The organism is Methylophilus sp. 5, assembly GCF_000515275.1.
Lineage (GTDB): Bacteria > Pseudomonadota > Gammaproteobacteria > Burkholderiales > Methylophilaceae > Methylophilus.
Genome location: NZ_KI911560.1, coordinates 1864931 through 1881895 on the forward strand (window position 1 = coordinate 1864931; position 16965 = coordinate 1881895).

The 16965-nt window shown below is 50.8% G+C and carries 13 protein-coding genes; 9 read left to right on the plus strand and 4 right to left on the minus strand.

The window, feature by feature from the left end:
• The first annotated feature begins 9 nt into the window (after positions 1–9).
• Positions 10–327, plus strand: a complete 318-nt coding sequence (locus METH5_RS0108960) for a DUF1905 domain-containing protein (protein WP_029148184.1) — start codon at positions 10–12, stop codon at positions 325–327.
• On the opposite strand, the gene METH5_RS0108965 is transcribed toward METH5_RS0108960, so the two are convergent.
• Together METH5_RS0108965 and METH5_RS0108970 are read right to left on the minus strand one after the other, a co-directional pair.
• Positions 305–2629, minus strand: a complete 2325-nt coding sequence (locus tag METH5_RS0108965) for a bifunctional diguanylate cyclase/phosphodiesterase (protein WP_232410996.1) — start codon at positions 2627–2629, stop codon at positions 305–307. The two genes, METH5_RS0108960 and METH5_RS0108965, sit on opposite strands and share 23 nt — an antisense overlap.
• 47 nt (positions 2630–2676) lie before the next feature.
• The gene (locus METH5_RS0108970; protein WP_029148186.1) at positions 2677–3573 is read right to left on the minus strand and encodes a DUF808 domain-containing protein; all 897 of its coding nucleotides are present in this window, start codon (positions 3571–3573) and stop codon (positions 2677–2679) included.
• A 62-nt stretch (positions 3574–3635) separates the two neighbouring features.
• On the opposite strand from METH5_RS0108970, the gene METH5_RS0108975 reads away from it, so the two are divergent.
• From METH5_RS0108975 to METH5_RS0109010, 8 genes are all read left to right on the plus strand, one after another.
• The gene (locus METH5_RS0108975) at positions 3636–4070 is read left to right on the plus strand and encodes a DUF2946 domain-containing protein (protein ID WP_232410997.1); all 435 of its coding nucleotides are present in this window, start codon (positions 3636–3638) and stop codon (positions 4068–4070) included.
• 63 nt (positions 4071–4133) lie between these two features.
• A complete protein-coding gene (locus METH5_RS0108980; RefSeq protein WP_029148188.1) occupies positions 4134–4382 on the plus strand; it encodes a helix-turn-helix transcriptional regulator in 249 nt (82 codons plus the stop codon).
• A 94-nt stretch (positions 4383–4476) separates the two neighbouring features.
• Positions 4477–5232, plus strand: a complete 756-nt coding sequence (locus METH5_RS0108985; RefSeq protein ID WP_036307754.1) for an FxDxF family PEP-CTERM protein — start codon at positions 4477–4479, stop codon at positions 5230–5232.
• A gap of 57 nt (positions 5233–5289) precedes the next feature.
• Positions 5290–6009 carry a PEP-CTERM sorting domain-containing protein gene (locus METH5_RS0108990; protein WP_029148190.1) on the plus strand — a complete coding sequence of 240 codons (720 nt, stop codon included), beginning with the start codon at positions 5290–5292 and terminating at the stop codon, positions 6007–6009.
• A 60-nt stretch (positions 6010–6069) separates the two neighbouring features.
• Complete coding sequence (locus METH5_RS14890) at positions 6070–8370, plus strand: TonB-dependent receptor (RefSeq protein ID WP_036307757.1); 2301 nt, start codon at positions 6070–6072, stop codon at positions 8368–8370.
• 71 nt (positions 8371–8441) lie between these two features.
• The gene (locus METH5_RS0109000; RefSeq protein WP_029148191.1) at positions 8442–10514 is read left to right on the plus strand and encodes a TonB-dependent receptor; all 2073 of its coding nucleotides are present in this window, start codon (positions 8442–8444) and stop codon (positions 10512–10514) included.
• Positions 10515–10561: 47 nt separating this feature from the next.
• Positions 10562–11044: a copper uptake system-associated protein gene (locus METH5_RS15225; protein WP_051412912.1), complete on the plus strand. Its 483-nt coding sequence runs from the start codon at positions 10562–10564 to the stop codon at positions 11042–11044.
• Entirely contained in the window at positions 11034–12518 is a 1485-nt protein-coding gene (locus METH5_RS0109010) for a PepSY-associated TM helix domain-containing protein (protein ID WP_029148192.1), read from the plus strand. The genes METH5_RS15225 and METH5_RS0109010 overlap by 11 nt, the downstream gene beginning before the upstream one ends.
• Before the next feature lie 86 nt (positions 12519–12604).
• Here the strand turns inward: METH5_RS0109010 and METH5_RS0109015 are convergent, their stop codons facing one another.
• The gene (locus tag METH5_RS0109015; protein WP_029148193.1) at positions 12605–13888 is read right to left on the minus strand and encodes an HD-GYP domain-containing protein; all 1284 of its coding nucleotides are present in this window, start codon (positions 13886–13888) and stop codon (positions 12605–12607) included.
• Entirely contained in the window at positions 13881–16823 is a 2943-nt protein-coding gene (locus METH5_RS0109020; RefSeq protein WP_029148194.1) for an EAL domain-containing protein, read from the minus strand. Before METH5_RS0109020 ends, METH5_RS0109015 begins: the two co-directional genes overlap by 8 nt.
• Positions 16824–16965: the final 142 nt, after the last annotated feature.

Below are 16965 nucleotides of genomic sequence, written 5' to 3' on the forward strand. Positions count from 1 at the left end.
TCAGGCGTCATGATGGATGGATTGCACTATACGTTTAGTGATGTGATTAAGCAGTGGCTAGGCAGTAAAAGTACTTGGCATTATGTGAGCTTGCCTGCCTCGATGTCGGACGAAGTTTACACGCTGAGCCAATATCACCAAACCAAGCGCCGAGGTTGGGGCGCGGTGAAAGTCGCGGTGAGCGTAGCTAACCAGCAGTGGCAAACCTCTATATTTCCGGCGTTTGAGGGTAAACGCTACGCCCTGTTTTTAAAAGCGGATGTGCGTAAACAGCTGGGCGTGGCAGTGGGTAACGAGATCACGGTTACATTAAAAATTCTGTTTTAGCGGCTGACGCTGCGCTTTGCGCCGTGGATAGCAAGCGCTCAATATCCTCTATCGGCATTGGCCTGCCGAGCAAGAAACCCTGCATGCAGTCGCAGCCGGTGTCACGTAAAAAGTCTAGCTGGGCTTGCGTTTCTATGCCCTCAACCACCACCGAAATCCCCAAAATACCTGCTGTTTTCACAATCGTGCTGACAATCTCACTGTCGGCCAAACTGTCTGGCACATCGACCATAAACGCACGGTCAATCTTGAGTTCATCAATCGGCAAGTGTTTTAGTTTAAACAACGATGAGTTGCCAACGCCAAAATCATCCAGCGACACCCGCACGCCTAGCGCTTTGAGTTGCTTGAGAATGTCCAGTGCCTGCTCTTCATGTTCAAATACGGCACTTTCGGTGATCTCCAGCGTGATATATCTGGCCGGAATGGCGTACTGCTGCAAGAGCTGGCTAATGCGCATGGGCAGGCTGTGGTCGCGGAACTGGCGCGGGGAAATGTTAATGGATAGCCCGACTATGTGACCACGCTTGTGTATCAATGCCGATAAGTGATGAAAGGCTTCACTCAGCACCCATTCGCCGATGGGCAAAATCAGGCCAGATTGCTCGGCATAGGGGATAAATTCGGCCGGAGAAATAATATCGCCTTTGTTATTGCGCCAGCGGATCAGCGCCTCAATGTTGGTCACGCGCAGCTGGCCTTGCTTGTCCAAACTGAAAATAGGTTGAAACTGTAAAAAAAACTCCTGTTTTTTAATCGCTTTGCGTAGCTGCACATCCAGCCGGAAACGGTTTTGCGCCAGCTTGGTCTGCTCTTTACAATAAAATAAATACAGGTGCTGGCTAGAGCGCTTGGCTTGTGCCAGGGCGGTATTGGCATGGCGAGCGAGCTGGTCTGCATTGTTGGCATCGCGCGGGTACAGGCTAATGCCGATACAGGCATCCAGTATCAGTTCATGGCCCTCAGCCAGCACTGGCTTATGCACGATTTTGCATAAATTGTGCGCTAGGTGCACCAACTCGGCATCTGTTTTGTGTTTGATCACGATCAGGCCAAACTTGTCGCCATGCACGCGGCCCAGTTCGCCGCAGTCATTGGTGATGTATTGCAGGCGTTGGGCGACTTCGAGTAAAAATAGATCGCCAGTATGGTGGCCAAAACTGTCATTAATACTTTGAAAATGTTTTAAATCAATCATCAGCAAAGCCACCATGCCGCTGTCGCTGGCGGCGTTAATAATGGCGTGCTCAAGCAGGTTGAGCATGGCGAGCCGGTTAGGCAGGCGCGTCAGCGGGTCGCTGCGTGACAGTTGCTGGTATTCGAGCTCTTTTTCTACCAGACGTTTTTCTGCCCGTAGCAGTTTCTCGCTCTCGCGCAATAAAATACTTTGCCTGACGGCTGAAAATATCAGTATCGACGTCACCGAGCCAATCGCAATATGATAAGCATAAGGGTGAGGGCCGCTTTGCCACCAGATCAGCAGTAATGTGCTGATGCTAAACACAAAGGCAATCAGCGGAATCCAGCTGCGTAGTCGTCGGCATTGGCGGTGAAACGCGGTTCTTTTGGCCACACGTACTTGCCAGCCATACAGGCCACTGCCAATCAGCAGGTCGGCGGCAGAAAATCCATAGTTGACCCAAGGGCTGGTTTGCGGGCTGTGGTTGAGCGCATTGAGGTTCCATTGCATCCAGCAGACGCCCAGCAAAGCGAGCCCGGCGCTCAATAACAGCCACGGCATCATCCAGGCTGGCCTTAAATAGGGAATCAGTAGCAGCGACACCAGTGCCGCACTCAGCATGCTGGCTGGGTAAGCAGTAAGCACTGCCAGTTGCAACAGGCTGACATCGGCCGATTTAGGTAAGTAAGAAATCAGCACATAGCCGAGGATGGCAATGCTGAATGACAAGGCATCAATGGTAAACGCCAGGGTTTTGGAACGTGAAAGCTGGCTGCGCAAGGCGGTGATAAAGCCGATGATAAGGCATGGCCCGAGCAGGGGATAAAAAAGATCCGATTGCGCAGGAAAGGTGGTTTGATGCGTCAGTATCTGGCATATCCACAATACCCCGCCCGTAAAGTAGGCAAAGGCACCGACGACAAACCAGCGTTTACAGGCACGATGTGCAGGATTAGCACGAAAATAACCAAGGGTGGCGAGAATCAGGCAGGCGGTAATGGTCGACAACCAGTGGATGTTGTCCAGCCATAGCGCTGTTTTAGGCGTCGCGTTGAGGGAGGCCAGCAGGCAAGTGAGTAAAACAGATACAGCAACAACAATAACTTTACGCGAAAGTGTCATGCAGCCCCCTTGTTTTTTGTCAATTCTAACAAGGGGTTAGAAAAAAACTAGTCCCTATCGATAAATAACATCACGATATGCATTATTCCAGCGCACACTGCGCCTGCCAGCACGCCAACTGCAGCATTGATGAGCAGCGACCATTGTGCAAATTGCTCAACCAGCGCGTGTAACGGCGGGATGCCATGTGCGATGATGCCGCCGCCTACCAGGAACATGGCGGCGGTGCCGAGCACGCTCAGCAAACGCATCAGGTGAGGCACCACTTGCACCATTTTCAAGCCAATTTTGCGCGTGGCCTGCGACAGCAGGTGTGCACCTGGGCGTTGCATCAGCCACAAACCGATGTCATCCATTTTGACAATAAATGCCACCAGGCCATACACGCCTATGGTCATGACCACGGCAATCAAAGACAGCACCAGAATACGCTGCGTGAGTGCGGCGTCGGCAACCACCCCTAATGCAATGACGATAATCTCGGCCGATAAAATAAAGTCGGTGCGTACGGCGCCTTTTATTTTCTCCTGCTCCAGCGCAACCAGGTCGGTCTGTGGTTGCTGTATGGCCGCGTGCACGGCTTGTGTATGCGTGTCTTCTTTGGCGTGATGGCGCAGCTTGTGCCAGACTTTTTCAAAGCCTTCAAAACACAAAAAAGCCCCGCCGAGCATCAGGAGTGGCGTAATCAGCCACGGCAAAAAGGCGCTGATAAGTAACGCTGCAGGCACCAGAATCAACTTGTTAATGAATGAGCCACGTGCTACTGCCCACACTACGGGCAATTCACGCTGTGCTGCAATGCCGGTCACCTGTTGCGCATTGAGTGCGAGGTCGTCACCAAGCACGCCTGCGGTTTTTTTGGCGGCTAACTGGCTCATGACGGACACATCGTCGAGCATGGTGGTGATGTCATCGAGTAATGCCAGCAGGCTGGATGCGGCCATGGTTTGTCCTGAATCAATGGTAAGAGTTGTTTATTCTAAAGGATTACCGTTAGAATAGCGGCATGGTAACTGGCAGATTTCAACAATGGATGGCACGCATGGCCTTGATGGCAATCATGCTGGCAGCACTTGTCCCCAGTTTGAGTTTGGCTTTTCCGATGCAAAGCGGCAAAACCTTTGTGCAGGAGGTATGCTCCTCGCAAGGCAGCAAGCTGGTGATTCAGGTGGTCACCACGCAAGGCAAGCTACGCGCCACACTAATCGACTATCAGCCCTCACAAAAACCTGTTTCATTAAGCCACCATCTCAATCATTGCCCATTTTGTCATATGGCGATGGATGATGTGGTGATGCCATCGTACAACCCGCCCTATATCCTGTTTCAGCAAGCCCAGGCTAATATCGCTTTAAGCGAATATCAAGCGCCTGTTGTTTCAAACTTTTACCCCACTGCGCATACCAGCCGCGCGCCCCCTCTGACTCCAAGCTCACTATAGCTCCGTCAATTTTTTGACGGCTTAAGCATATGCCTGTTGCACAGGCATCAATGGAGTCATCACATGATTATTATCAACCTACAGGCAATGATATTTGCCAAACAGGTGGAGTGGGCACGCCACATCACCCTCAAAGAAGTGGCCGAATCTACCGGCATCAGCCGCATGACCTTGCACCGCATGGTTAAAAATCCTACCTACAACGCATGCACCGAGCACTTGGGCAAGTTGTGCACTTATTTCGCGTGTGACATCAGTGCATTGATTCGCTGGCAGCCAGAACAGGCTACCAGGCAAATCATTGCTGCCTGATCGTTGATACTTGCACCGCTTGCCGCGCCATTCATGGCGGCAAATGGTGTGCATGTCATACCAATAAAAAATTTAATTTGAGGATAAGTTCATTATGAAAAAAACATTATTAGCTGTTGCATTATTGTCTTTAACCCAAAGCGCCTGGGCGCATTTGAGTTATACAGGCCGCGACTTCGGCACCTTCTCTGGGCTTGCCGATGCCAGCAACAGTATCACTACCACCGCTTCTAACAACTATGCCTGGGCCGATGCCGCCAGTGGCAATCTGGGCGACAGTCATGGCGCACGCGCATTCCGCTTCACATTGCAAAACGAAGCGTGGGTAGATTTGACCGTCGATGCGGTTTCTGCAGATTTACTGCCTGCTTTTTCTATTTACGCAGGCCTGGGCGCTGTGCGTGTTGGCGGCGTCTGGCCAGGCACACAAACCAGTGCCGATCACGATGGTTCCGTCGCCTCAGTTGCCTGGCGTAATAGCTGGGCAGAGGCCAATTTGGGGGCAGGCAAAACTTCCGCCGATACCAATGGTGTCTGGAACGCTTTGGGCGACTGGAAAATGGGCGGCGACGGTGATGCGGCGGGTGTCGATGCCGCCTTGAGCAGCTTTATCTACAAAGGGTCTGCGACCACCACAACGGATATTGTGACCGGCAAGTTTCTGCTGGGTGCCGGTGATTACACCATCATGATTGGCGGCAACAACGCCAACATCGTGGCAGGCCCTTTTAGCTATACCGCACTCTTGAATGTGTCGGCTGTACCTGAGCCAGAAAACATGGCGTTGATGATGGCTGGCCTGTCTTTGCTCGGGTGGCAAGTGCGTCGTCGTAATCGTGTGAGCAAGTAAGTTTTTAAATCGGGACAGGGGCATGGTGCTTCTGTCCGTCAACTTTGGAGAAGAAAAATGACTTTTTTGAAAAAAACATTAGCCTTGGGTCTACTCACATTGGCGACCTCACCGGCATTTGCAGCCGTGGCTACTTACAATGTGACAACCACCTGGTTTGAGCCTGATACGCAGCCTAAGAACTCTATTTTTGAGGGGTCATTTAGCTATGATTCAGCAACTAAAACCATCACCAGTTTGGCGGGCAAGTTAAGCGAGTCTATGACCGGCACCAATGCTGCCAATATGACCTGGCTCAATCTGAATTACCAGTTGGTTTCCTGGTATGACTCTACCTTAGGCGGTACTTTTGCCGCGACATTCAAAAATAACAGTACCAGTACCTTTTGGACCGGCGCGGGTGGCAATGGCTGGTCACCAGAGTCAGGCATTGCCAACGGCGGCGTGTACGCTGGTTTTCCACGGGTGGCCAATAACCCAGGCAACGCTTATGCATTAATTTTTGTGCCAGACAGCCCATTAACAACGTTGACACAAGCGCAAGTTAACAAGCTGGCTTATGCAGACTGCGCGCCTGGCGGCATGATGGGTGCCGTGTGTATGACAGGTACATCAGCAGCGGGTTATGGTGATATTGGCACCATGAGTGGCTACCCGGTCAGCCAGGTGATCACCATGGTGACCGTGCCTGTGCCTGAAGCCAGCACTTATGCCATGTTAAGTCTGGGCTTGGCGGTGACTGGCATGATCGCCCGCCGTCGTCGCGAGCAAGTGTAAGTAGTCATTGTTGAGATGAATGGCAAATGCATGCGCGTTTGCCATTTTTAGAGAAGAGCTATGAAGTTAATCACGCCATTTGCATTATTGCTGCTGTCTCCTGTTGTCTCGTCTGCTGAATCGGCGATGAAGGATGGCGACAACACGTTACAACTATCGCCTGTAGAAGTCGTTCAAGATAAACAAGCGGCCGATAGCCGTTTTAAAGGCGATGTCGTGCATGCCAACGGTATTCAGCGGCAATCTGTTAGTACCAGTGATACGGCTAAATTATTGGAAGACATCCCTGGGGTCAGTACGTCTGCTGCTGGCGGTATTTCCAGCTTGCCAACGATCCATGGCTTTGCGGATGACCGAAACCGTACGCTGGTGGATGGCATGGACTTGATGAGTGCGTGCCCTAACCATATGAACCCGGCGTTGTCATTCATCAATCCCGGCCAAGTGAAAAGTATCCAGGTCTATACCGGCGTAGCGCCTGTGAGCGCAGGGGGCGATAGTATTGGGAGCACCATTCAGGTCAATTCAGCACGCCCACGCTTTGCCAATGATGATCAAGACTTTCTGACCTTTGGCCAGTTAGGCACTTTTTACCGCAGCAATGGCGCAGCCAGAGGCGGCAATCTTGCAGTGGGAACCGCAACGCGACAGTTCAGTCTGGCCTATACAGACTCTTATGCCGATGCCAATAATTATCAGGCAGCAGGTAACTTTAAGAAGCCGATTTTGAAAATCACGCCGACTGAAGACAGGCCTGGCGAAAAAGAAGTGGCAAGCTCTGGCTTCCGCCGTTCACGTAATCGGGAGTTAGGTCTGGCCTGGAACCTGAATGACCAACATCTGTTAGAGCTTAAATGGGGCGAGCAGAGTATAGACTGGGAGGGCTTTCCCAATCAGCGCATGGATATGGTGTCGAGTGAGCCGGATTCGAGTACCGGTTCTTATATGCTTAATACCAAAAAACCCGCTAATGTGAATAGAAATCTCAATTTTCACTACTTGGGTTCTTTCGATTGGGGGGAGTTTGAGACGCGCTACTTTCATCAGGACACGCATCACTCCATGGATATGTTGAGAAGCCGTTACATTGCGATGTACATGCCCATGCTGAGCGATGCCGAGACGGATGGAGGCAACGTGAAAGCCAATATTGTCTTGAATCCCCGCGATACATTAAGAGTTGGGGCCGAGTTTCAGAATTATCGGCTGGACGACTGGTGGCCAGCGTTGGATGCAGGCCCGGCCATGGGGCCAAATAGTTTCTGGAATATCCGTAACGGAAGAAGAGATCGTCTGAGCGTTTACAGCGAATGGGAGGCCGTTTGGGATCCTGCGTGGGTGACTTTGCTAGGTTTGCGTACTGATCGCGTCAAAGCGTCTGTCGGCCAAGTACAAGGGTATTCGGCTACTTATAACGTAGACGGTTTTGGATTTGGCGCTACCAGATTCAACAATGGGGATCGTAGCCAAGTCAATCAGCACTACGATTTGACGGCCTTGGTTAAATATCAGCCGGACCACAACCAGTCTTATGAACTAGGCTTCGCCAGAAAAACGCGATCTCCCAATTTATATGAGCTTTATGCCTGGTCTGCCAATACCATGGCCGCTTTGATGAATAATTTTGCCGGGGATGGCAATGGGTATGTCGGTAATCCTGACTTGAAACCAGAGGTCGCCTACACCCTGAGTCTAGGTGCAGACTGGCATGATGCCAGCCGCGAAAAATGGTTCGTCAAAACAACTGCCTACGCAACGTACGTGAATAACTATATTGATGCAAAACGCCTGCAAAACAGTGTGTCAGCCGGTAGTGGTTGCAATGGCACCAACGTCACTGCCACCAATTGCTATGTGTTACTGCAATATCAGAATGTAGATGCCATGCTGTATGGGCTGGATCTCTCAGGCAGTTATCAGCTGGGTAGTGTGCCTCATGTCGGTAGTTTCTCAACCAGCGGGGTGATCAGCTATGTGCGCGGCAATAATGAGACTACCGGCGGGCATCTGTACCACATGATGCCTATCAACGCTAAAGCTGCGTTGCAACATCAATTAGGCAAGTGGACGAACCGCTTAGAGGTGCAAAGTGTGGCCGAAAAAGAGCGGGTGTCAGAAGTGCGTAATGAAATGGTGACGCCGGGTTATAGCATTTATCACTTACGTAGCAGCTACGCGTGGCAACATGCGCGCCTCGACCTTTCTATCGAGAACCTTTTCAATAAATATTATTTGCTGCCATTGGGCGGTGCTTATGTGGCAGAAGGTAACTCCATGCGGACCGGCGGCGCAGCCTATTACGGGATGAATGTGCCTGGGATGGGTCGTTCAGTGAATGTAGCGGTTAATTTTTATTTTTAATGTGGTTTAAATGACACCTGATGAATCAGGTGTTGATCATCAAATGTTCAATTGCTCTGGGAGAGTGATCAATGAAAAAAACTAGAATCTGCTTAGCCATTTTGGCGGCGATGCCTTATCTGGCGCAGGCCGATCATGAAGACACGGTGCATCTCGATGAAGTCAAAGTGGTGGCAACCAAAAACAAAGCGTCACTGACGCAGCCGGATATTGAAACGGCAAAAGAAAACTTATCTAAAACGGCGGGTGGCACGACCGTCGTTGATATGGCGACGGTAAAAGAAGGCCGCACCAGCAATATGCAGGATACGCTGGGCATGGCGGCTGGCGTCTTGGCGCAATCACGCTTTGGTGCCGAAGAAACGCGTTTGTCGATTCGTGGCTCAGGCCTGCAACGTACCTTTCATGGCCGTGGCTTAAAATTAATGCAAGATGGCATCCCCACCAACCTGGCAGATGGCGGCTTTGACTTTCCGACGATAGACCCAATGGCGACAGACTATATTGAAGTCTACCGTGGTGCCAATGCCTTGCAATATGGCTCCAGCAATCTGGGCGGGAGCATCAATTTTATCTCCCGGACTGGCTACAACGCGCCTGCCTTAGAGGTGAAAACCGAGGGCGGCAGTTACGGGTATTACCGCCTGGGCATCAGTACCGGCGGTGTGAAGGGCGATGTTGATTATTTTGTCACCGCCAGCAAATACGGTACAAGCAGCTTTAGGGATAATGCGCAGCAAAGTTCAGACCGCTTGACGGGTAATGTCGGCGTTCGCATTAACGAAAACGTTGAGACCCGTTTTTATTTCGGCTATACCAACAACGACTCACAATTGCCTAGCGCATTAACAAAGTCACAACTGAAAACAGATCCAAAACTATCCACCGTCACTGGCGGACCACTCGCAGGGCAAGGCATTAATGAGCGCGACATTAACGTCACCCGGGTGGCGAATAAAACCACGATTCTGTTTGATCAAAGCAAGCTGGAGCTAGGTGCTTTTTACTCCAGAAAGAGCTTATTCCATCCGATTATTGACCTGTTTGTTTTTGGTAATGACACTTTAGGTGTCATTGACCAGCAGTCCAATGATTACGGCTTATCCGCACGCTGGATCAAGGAGGGTGAGTTGTTTGGCCTCAAAAACGAGTTTGTGGCAGGCATGACACCGACCTATGGCCGCACAGATGCTAAAAACTTCCGCAACGTGAATGCAACTCGCGGGGCCAAAATAAATGATTTTGACCAAAAAGCGAGCAACTTTGAGGCCTATGCAGAAGACCGATTGAGTCTGGATGAGCAGTGGACGGTGATTGCCGGGCTGCAATATACCCGTTCAAAACGTGATTCTAAAGACCAGATGATTACCTCTTCTGGCGACCAAGGTTTTAATCAGAGTTACCATCAAACTAGCCCAAAACTGGGCGTGTTATATCAGTTGCAACCGCATGTTCAGTTGTTTGCGAATGTTTCCCGTAGCTTTGAGCCACCAAGTTTTGGTGAGCTCAATGTTGCGGTGGCAAGGACGCTCAAAGCCCAAAAAGGGACAACATTTGAAGTTGGCTCAAGGGGCAACAGTGAATATGTCGACTGGGATGTGGCATTGTATTATGCACGATTGAAAGACGAGTTGTTGGCCTTGGGGACTGTTGCCAGCCCGACGACGATTAACGCTGACAAGACGATTCATCGAGGTCTGGAGTTTGGGCTGACTGCCCGCTTGCCATATAGTCTGCAGTGGCGCTCCAGTCTTTTAATCAACGATTTTAAGCTGGATGGCGACTCTTTATATGGAAGCAACAGACTGCCAGGCATGCAACGCTCATTACTCAGGTCTGAACTGATGTATCGCGGTAGTGACTTGCTGGAGAATTTTTACTTTGGGCCTACCATTGAGTGGTCTCCACAACGTTATAACATCGACTTTGCTGAGACTGTTTATGCCGATAATTATTTTATTTGGGGTTTAAAAGCGGGGCAAAAAGTGAATCAACATTGGTCATGGTTTGTGGAAGGCAGAAACTTGGCGAATCAAAAGTATGCTGCGACGACAGGGGTTGCCGGAAAATGGGATGGTACAACTGCACTGTATTACCCGGGTGATGGCCGCACGGCTTATCTTGGCGTGACCTGGACGTATTAGTTTTTAAGACCGGGGTGCCAGAGCCCCCGGGATAATGGAGTGTTGCTATGAAGTTTATGTTGAAGTTGAGTGTATGTTTAATCGCCCTGGGGGTCGCCACCGCCCATGCCCACCCAGCAGCGTTAGACGATGAACAGTCCGTTGCAAAAGAAATGCATGAAACCTGGGACAAACCCAACCAGCCCTTACTTCTGCCAGTGATTGTCATTCACAATGGCATGGCAATTGCTGACTGGATACAAGGCGATAAAGGTGGGCGCGCGTTGTTGAAATATCATCCTGCACATCAGCATTGGCATACCCTGCTTTGCGGTGGTGCGGAATTGACCGCATCAAAGCATTTGGAGGAGGCCGGGATGTCAACTGCCGATGCTCAGGCACTTGCTAAATCGCTGCAACAACGAGAGCAGGCTTTAGCGGACGATCAACGTCAGCGTATAGACAGTTTTAAAGGTGTCGTAAAGTTTAGCAAGGGCAAGCCTGTGTCATCAACCGCGCATGATATGCATGGTGATACGCATGGCCATTAAGTCATCCTCGCTTAAAAATCGCTGGTTATTTTGGCACCAATGGATAGGTGTGATTGCCTGCATTGGCATGATGTTGTGGGGGCTGTCTGGCGCGTCACACCCGATCATGAGTCGTTTGCAACCAGCGCCCAAGCAGTTTATGCCGCCACTGGCGGCCGTTGATTTAAGCAGCGCGGTCTCACTGCCCGCGTTGTTACAGCAACAGGCGATCACGCAATTTCAGCATATTAGCCTGGTGCATTTGGACAGTCAGGCCTATTACCGCATCGCGCTGCCAACGGCGGCCAGATATTTTTCTGTGAAAACCGGGGTTGAGCGCACGGGTGCTGAGCAGGCACTGGCTGTCAGCCTGGCAAATTATTACACCGGGCGTAACGCCGCCGCGGTCGCTGCGGTGACCCCTGTCACCAGGTTTGAGCCAGACTATCATCCGGTGAATCGCTTGCTGCCGGTGTGGCGTGTGACTTACCGCGGTGATCACAGCTTGCGGGCCTATGTGGATACCGAGCAATCCAGACTCGCTACCTTGGTTGATGACCGGCGTGCGTTTTTAACCAAGGTGTTTCAATTTGGCCACAATTGGTCTTTTTTGCAAAGCTGTAGCACGTTGCAACTGGCGATAGCGACTTTTGTCCTGGTTTTAATTATTGCTTCGGCCATCACCGGTGTCATTCTTTACATCAGGCAGCGCAAAACTGCACCTTACCGTTTAAAACGTTGGGGGGTGCAATGGTGGCATCGCGAGTTTGGTGTGTGGGTGTCATTGCTTATTTTGCTGCTGGCCAGCACTGGTTTGTTTCATTTGTGGATGTCGGATATTCAGCAGCGCAGGCCTATTTTGCATACTGCGTTGATGAGTGATAGCGCGGCATTAACTACCGCAGCCTGGTCACAACTGGCCACTGGTCAGGTATTAAAACTGGATATTTATGGCGGTGGCGCGACGCTTTTCTGGCAGATCATTCCGGCATCTGTTGGCGCACAGGGGCTGCCAGCAGCGCAGGTAGCGGCGCAACATCAGCACGATCATCACGCGGCCATACCACATGCGCCCACCGCACCTGTGTTATGGCTAACAGGGCTGCATACAGTCACTGCGCTCACGCCAGAGGCATATGCGTCAGCATGGCTTACCCTTATGGCAAAAAAAACGCAGCCTGCTATTGAATCTGTGCAGTGGGTGACCTCGTTTGCCAATGAATACGGCTTTATTTTTAAACGCTTGCCGGTCTTAAAAGTGCAAACGACACAAGCGCAGCATGCGCGATTTTACCTGGAGCCTGCTACCGGCGCGCTGGCGGCAAGCATCGACGACTCTGATGGCCTGGAAGGCTTTATTTTTGCGTATTTGCACAAGTGGAGTTTTCAGTTCGTGAGTAAAGACGTGCGTGACTTGATGGCGGTTTTAGCTGCGCTGGCGGTGAGTCTCACCGGTGCGCTAGGCGCTTATCTGTTCGCTAAAAAACGCAGCTGACGGCACGCCTGTGCCATTGCCAACTGGTTGGTTAAGCATGCCCAGCAGGGCATGCTGTTTGAGTGGATGTGTATGATCGGTTTGTGTTAAATAGTGGCGTAAATCTTGTCCAAAAAGTAGCTTGTACGCTGTTTTAAACGCAATCTGTTTTGCAGCAGCGTTGGTAACTGCTCGGGCTTCAGGCATTGAATAATGTTGATATCCAGTGCTTCCCTCAAGTCGATAATGTCGCCTTCTTCTTCACGGTCATCGCTGAGCATTTGAATAAACGGGCGCAGCGGTTGTTGCGGATTGGTCGAGAGCACGGTCGCCAGTTTTTGGTCTGACAAACGCACCACGCTGCCGGGTGGGTAAATGCCCAGGCACTTGATAAAGCGACGCAGAATGGTTTGGTCAAACTGATGCCGTTGCTGCGCAAACATGACACTCAAGGCTTCGTAAGGGGTCTTGGTGAATGCCGGGTTAGACGGGTTGCACAGGTTGTCGTACATATTCGCAATAATCAGGATATGCGATAGCGGGTCAATCTGGTCACAATGCAGGCCTTTAGGGTAGCCACTGCCGTCGGCAAATTCATGGTGCTGAGAAATCAGCGTCAGTATCTTTCTGGGCACGGCCACGTCGCGCAGCATATTCATGCCAAGCAAGACATGCGTTTGGTAAATGGCGGTCTCGCGCACACTAAGCGGGTCTTTTTTGAGCAAAATTTTGTCACTGATCTGGCGTTTGCCAATGTCATGCAAAATGGCAGACATGCCCAAAATGACGGCATCTTCATCAGTAATATCCAGGTTTTTGGCCAGCAACATCGCCACCACCAGGGTGTTGAGCTCATGCTGAAAGTGCTGGTCGCCCACACGGTGGCCATTCATGGCGTGGATCGCAATCTCGCCTTCAGTCAGTGTGCCAGTCACCAGGTCTTCCACCAGTTTAGAGGCCAGGCCATACGCCTGTTCCGGGCGTTCGGTCGACAGCTTCTGAATGGTTTTTACTTCAGTGCTGGTTTTCATGAACTTCTGTTCACTTTCCGCAATGGCCTGCCTGAGCGCCTGTTGTTTTTTCTGCGCCGGGCTCAACTCCGGTATGGCGTCAATAATCTCCAGTTTGGGGCCGGCTGCTTTTCGCAACGGAAACTCAACCACATTCTGTTGAGGTGCGGTCCTGAGTGGCATGCTAGAGCTGCGTCTGGGGTCGTAACGTAGTTGCTTCAATCCCAAAGACTTGATGGTCTCAACTTGTGAGTCATCTGTGACTTTGAAGTTACTCACCGAAAACGGGTGATCCATCCATCCCAAATCCAGGTGAATATAGAGACCGATCTGCAACTGGTCTATGTCGATATAGTAAGTATCTGAGGCGTGATTAGGCATGGCGTTTTATTTTTCTTTGATTATTTAATACTAATAACTGCAAAAAGTCGTCCGAGTTAACCGGGTAAGCATACAGATAGCCCTGTGCTGTTTGGCAGCCCAGTCGCTGTAAAAACTTTTCCTGTTCTTCGGTTTCGACCCCTTCGGCAACAACGGTGAATCCTAACTGCGTCGCCATCGCGTAAATGGCGCTGGTGATGGCGGCATCGTCTTTATCATCCGGCAAATCTTTGACAAAACTGCGGTCAATCTTGATCTGGTCGAGCGGTAAGCGTTTCAAATGCGATAGCGATGAGTAGCCGGTGCCAAAGTCGTCAATCGCAATGCTGACACCCAGCAGTTTTAACTGGTTAAAGGTGTCGACCACATGCTGGGTATGCTGCATCAATGTGCTTTCGGTGATTTCCAGCTCAATGATCGAGGGATCGCACTCGCTTTCCATCAAAATGCCATACACGGTGTCGGCAAACTTGCTCTTCATGATTTGCACACCAGAGACATTGATCGCAATTTTTTTGAATTCAGGATGCTTTTTATGCCATGCGTGCGCTTGGCGCACCGCTTGTGCCAACGCCCACTCACCTATGCTCAAAATCAAGCCGGTTTCTTCTGCCAGTGGAATGAATTTGACTGGGGAAATAATGCCCTGGATCGGATGTATCCAGCGAATCAAGGCTTCTGCACCAATAATCATGCCGGTGTTTAAATCAATCTGTGCCTGGTAGAACATTTTGAGCTGATTTTTGGTCAGCGCCTGGCGTAACTCGGTTTCCAGCTGGAAGTGTTCTACCGCATCGCGACTCAATGCCACGTCATAAAACGAGACATGGTTTTTACCGTTGTTTTTCACCTGATACATGGCCAGGTCAGCGGCTTTAATCAGGCTTTCGACATCGTTGCCATCTTGTGGATACATCGAAATGCCGATACTGGCGCCGACAAAAATCTCATGATGGTCAATCATGAACTCACGCCTGAGCGCCTCCAGAATGTCATGTGCTTTTTGCGCCGCATCTGCCTTGCCATGCAGGTTTTCCAGCAAAATAATGAACTCGTCACCGCCCAGGCGGCCCACAATGTCAGACTCGCGCAAGGTGGCACGCAGGCGCTCGGTGACACCCAGCAGCAACTGGTCGCCGCTATAGTGGCCCAGGCTGTCATTAATGTTTTTAAACCGGTCCAGGTCAATAAACAGTACGGCCGCTTGCTGTTCATTACGGTTGGCGCGTTGAATTGCATGCGTAAACAAATGGTTGATCAGCCTGCGGTTAGGCAAACCAGTCAGCGGGTCATGGTTAACCAGTGAGTTGAGCTGCGTTTGTGAGCGCTTCATTTCACTGATGTCAGCAAACACACCCACATAGTTGGTAATTGCATTGGCATGGTTGCGTACGGCAGTAATGGTCATCCACTCGGTATAAGTGTCGCCATTTTTGCGCATGTTTTCAATTTCGCCCGACCATTTGCCATGGCGCTTGAGTGCGCCAAACAGGCCGCGCGGGCGTTGCCTGAAAATTTGCGGCTTGGTGCCCAGTACTTCTTCTTCCTCAAAGCCGGTGATCAGCGTAAAGCCCTGATTAATGCCGATCAGCTCACCTGCCGGGTTCACAATCATGATGCCTTCGGTGGTGCTGTCAAAGGCAATTTTGGCCAGTTTGAGGTGTTTGCCGGTTTGCTCGCGGCCAATGGCAACGCTCAAGGTGCGGCCAATTGCCATCAATGAACCTAGCTCTTGCGAGCTGGTGCTTTCGGCATCAAAACAACGCTCAATCACCATCGACCCCCACCACTCATCATCAATCATGAGCGGCACAATCACCAGGTTGACGGTGTCGTGCGATTTGAGCAAGGCGCGCTCTGACGCCGGTAGCGTGAGGGCATCACACATCACGGGCTGGCCTTTAGACAGCAGGCTATACCAGCGTTGCAACTCAGGCGACAGGAAAGAAATTTTTTCCCAATGCTCGTAAGTGGTATGAAAGCCATTCATCGCCCAGTGGAACAACGCTTTGGAGCGAATGTCGGTTTTTCTGCGGTTGGTGATGGTTTCGTGTTGCAACAAAATGGCGCGGCTAAAACGAAAAGACAGGCAGCATTGCTGCAACACATTTTCTGCCACGCTCTGCCAGCGTTCTGCCGAGTGCAACATCCAATCGCACGAGATCAATGTATCGAGCACTGCGCTGCGGTTGAGCAACTGGGTTTGAATGAATTTTTGTTCACTGACATCGCGCGCCACGGTAATCAAATGGCTGGGTTGGTCTTTCTGGTCGTGATAAGCGACTTTATTCACTTCTAACGTTTTGTAGCCACCCTGCGGCAAATGCACCAGCTCTTCGTTGTGATAAGCCTGGCGCGATTGCCACACTTGCTGGTCAGACTTTTCATGGTGCTCAAAGCTATTGCGGAACACCGGATGCAAGGTATCTGCAATTTGCGGATTGTTTAAAAACTGATAGTCAAAACCATCAATCTGGAACGTATTCAGCATGTGCTGGTTGGCCATCATCCAGCGGTTATCGCTGTCTTTGATGCAAATCAGGTCAGGGCTCATCTCAATCAGCGAATGCACAATCGACTGCATGTGCAGCAATTGGTCAACCAGCGTGCGTTCTTCCTCCTCCAGCATCAGGCCAATGGCGCGACGGCCTGATTGCGGATAGAACAACCGGCATTTGAAATCACGTTTTGCGCCATGAATATGCGTGCTGATACTTAATTCGGTTTTGCCTTCGCGCATCGCTTCGACCAAGCTGTGGCGAAGTTCTTTGGGCAGCCCTTCAACCAGCTCTCCCAGCAATTGTTTTGCGGTGGCGCTGATTGCCAGACACTGCGCCCGGCGATTGATGGCCAGCATAGGCATATCCGGCATGGTGACGGCCAGGGGCTGCAACCATGCTGTGCTATGATGATCAAAAACGGTTGGTAATGACATAGTTAAATCTGTTTCGGTCCGGTGTGCGTTGTAGTGCGGATAAGTGGGTTATCGGCGCAAATGCTAGCAAACTTTAGCGACATTAACGCCTGATAATTAAGGTAAATATTGGGTCGTTTTAAATTAAGGAGCGATGGTGAAG

Excerpts from the sequence above, each read along its gene's own strand:
- METH5_RS0108985 (WP_036307754.1), top strand. The coding sequence starts at position 4,477 with ATGAAAAAAACATTATTAGCTGTTGCATTATTGTCTTTAACCCAAAGC.
- METH5_RS0109010 (WP_029148192.1), top strand. The coding sequence starts at position 11,034 with ATGGCCATTAAGTCATCCTCGCTTAAAAATCGCTGGTTATTTTGGCAC.
- METH5_RS0108990 (WP_029148190.1), top strand. The coding sequence starts at position 5,290 with ATGACTTTTTTGAAAAAAACATTAGCCTTGGGTCTACTCACATTGGCG.
- METH5_RS0109000 (WP_029148191.1), top strand. The coding sequence starts at position 8,442 with ATGAAAAAAACTAGAATCTGCTTAGCCATTTTGGCGGCGATGCCTTAT.
- METH5_RS0109015 (WP_029148193.1), bottom strand. The coding sequence starts at position 13,888 with ATGCCTAATCACGCCTCAGATACTTACTATATCGACATAGACCAGTTG.
- METH5_RS0108975 (WP_232410997.1), top strand. The coding sequence starts at position 3,636 with ATGGTAACTGGCAGATTTCAACAATGGATGGCACGCATGGCCTTGATG.
- METH5_RS15225 (WP_051412912.1), top strand. The coding sequence starts at position 10,562 with ATGAAGTTTATGTTGAAGTTGAGTGTATGTTTAATCGCCCTGGGGGTC.
- METH5_RS0108970 (WP_029148186.1), bottom strand. The coding sequence starts at position 3,573 with ATGGCCGCATCCAGCCTGCTGGCATTACTCGATGACATCACCACCATG.
- METH5_RS0109020 (WP_029148194.1), bottom strand. The coding sequence starts at position 16,823 with ATGTCATTACCAACCGTTTTTGATCATCATAGCACAGCATGGTTGCAG.
- METH5_RS0108980 (WP_029148188.1), top strand. The coding sequence starts at position 4,134 with ATGATTATTATCAACCTACAGGCAATGATATTTGCCAAACAGGTGGAG.
- METH5_RS14890 (WP_036307757.1), top strand. The coding sequence starts at position 6,070 with ATGAAGTTAATCACGCCATTTGCATTATTGCTGCTGTCTCCTGTTGTC.
- METH5_RS0108960 (WP_029148184.1), top strand. The coding sequence starts at position 10 with ATGATGGATGGATTGCACTATACGTTTAGTGATGTGATTAAGCAGTGG.
- METH5_RS0108965 (WP_232410996.1), bottom strand. The coding sequence starts at position 2,629 with ATGACACTTTCGCGTAAAGTTATTGTTGTTGCTGTATCTGTTTTACTC.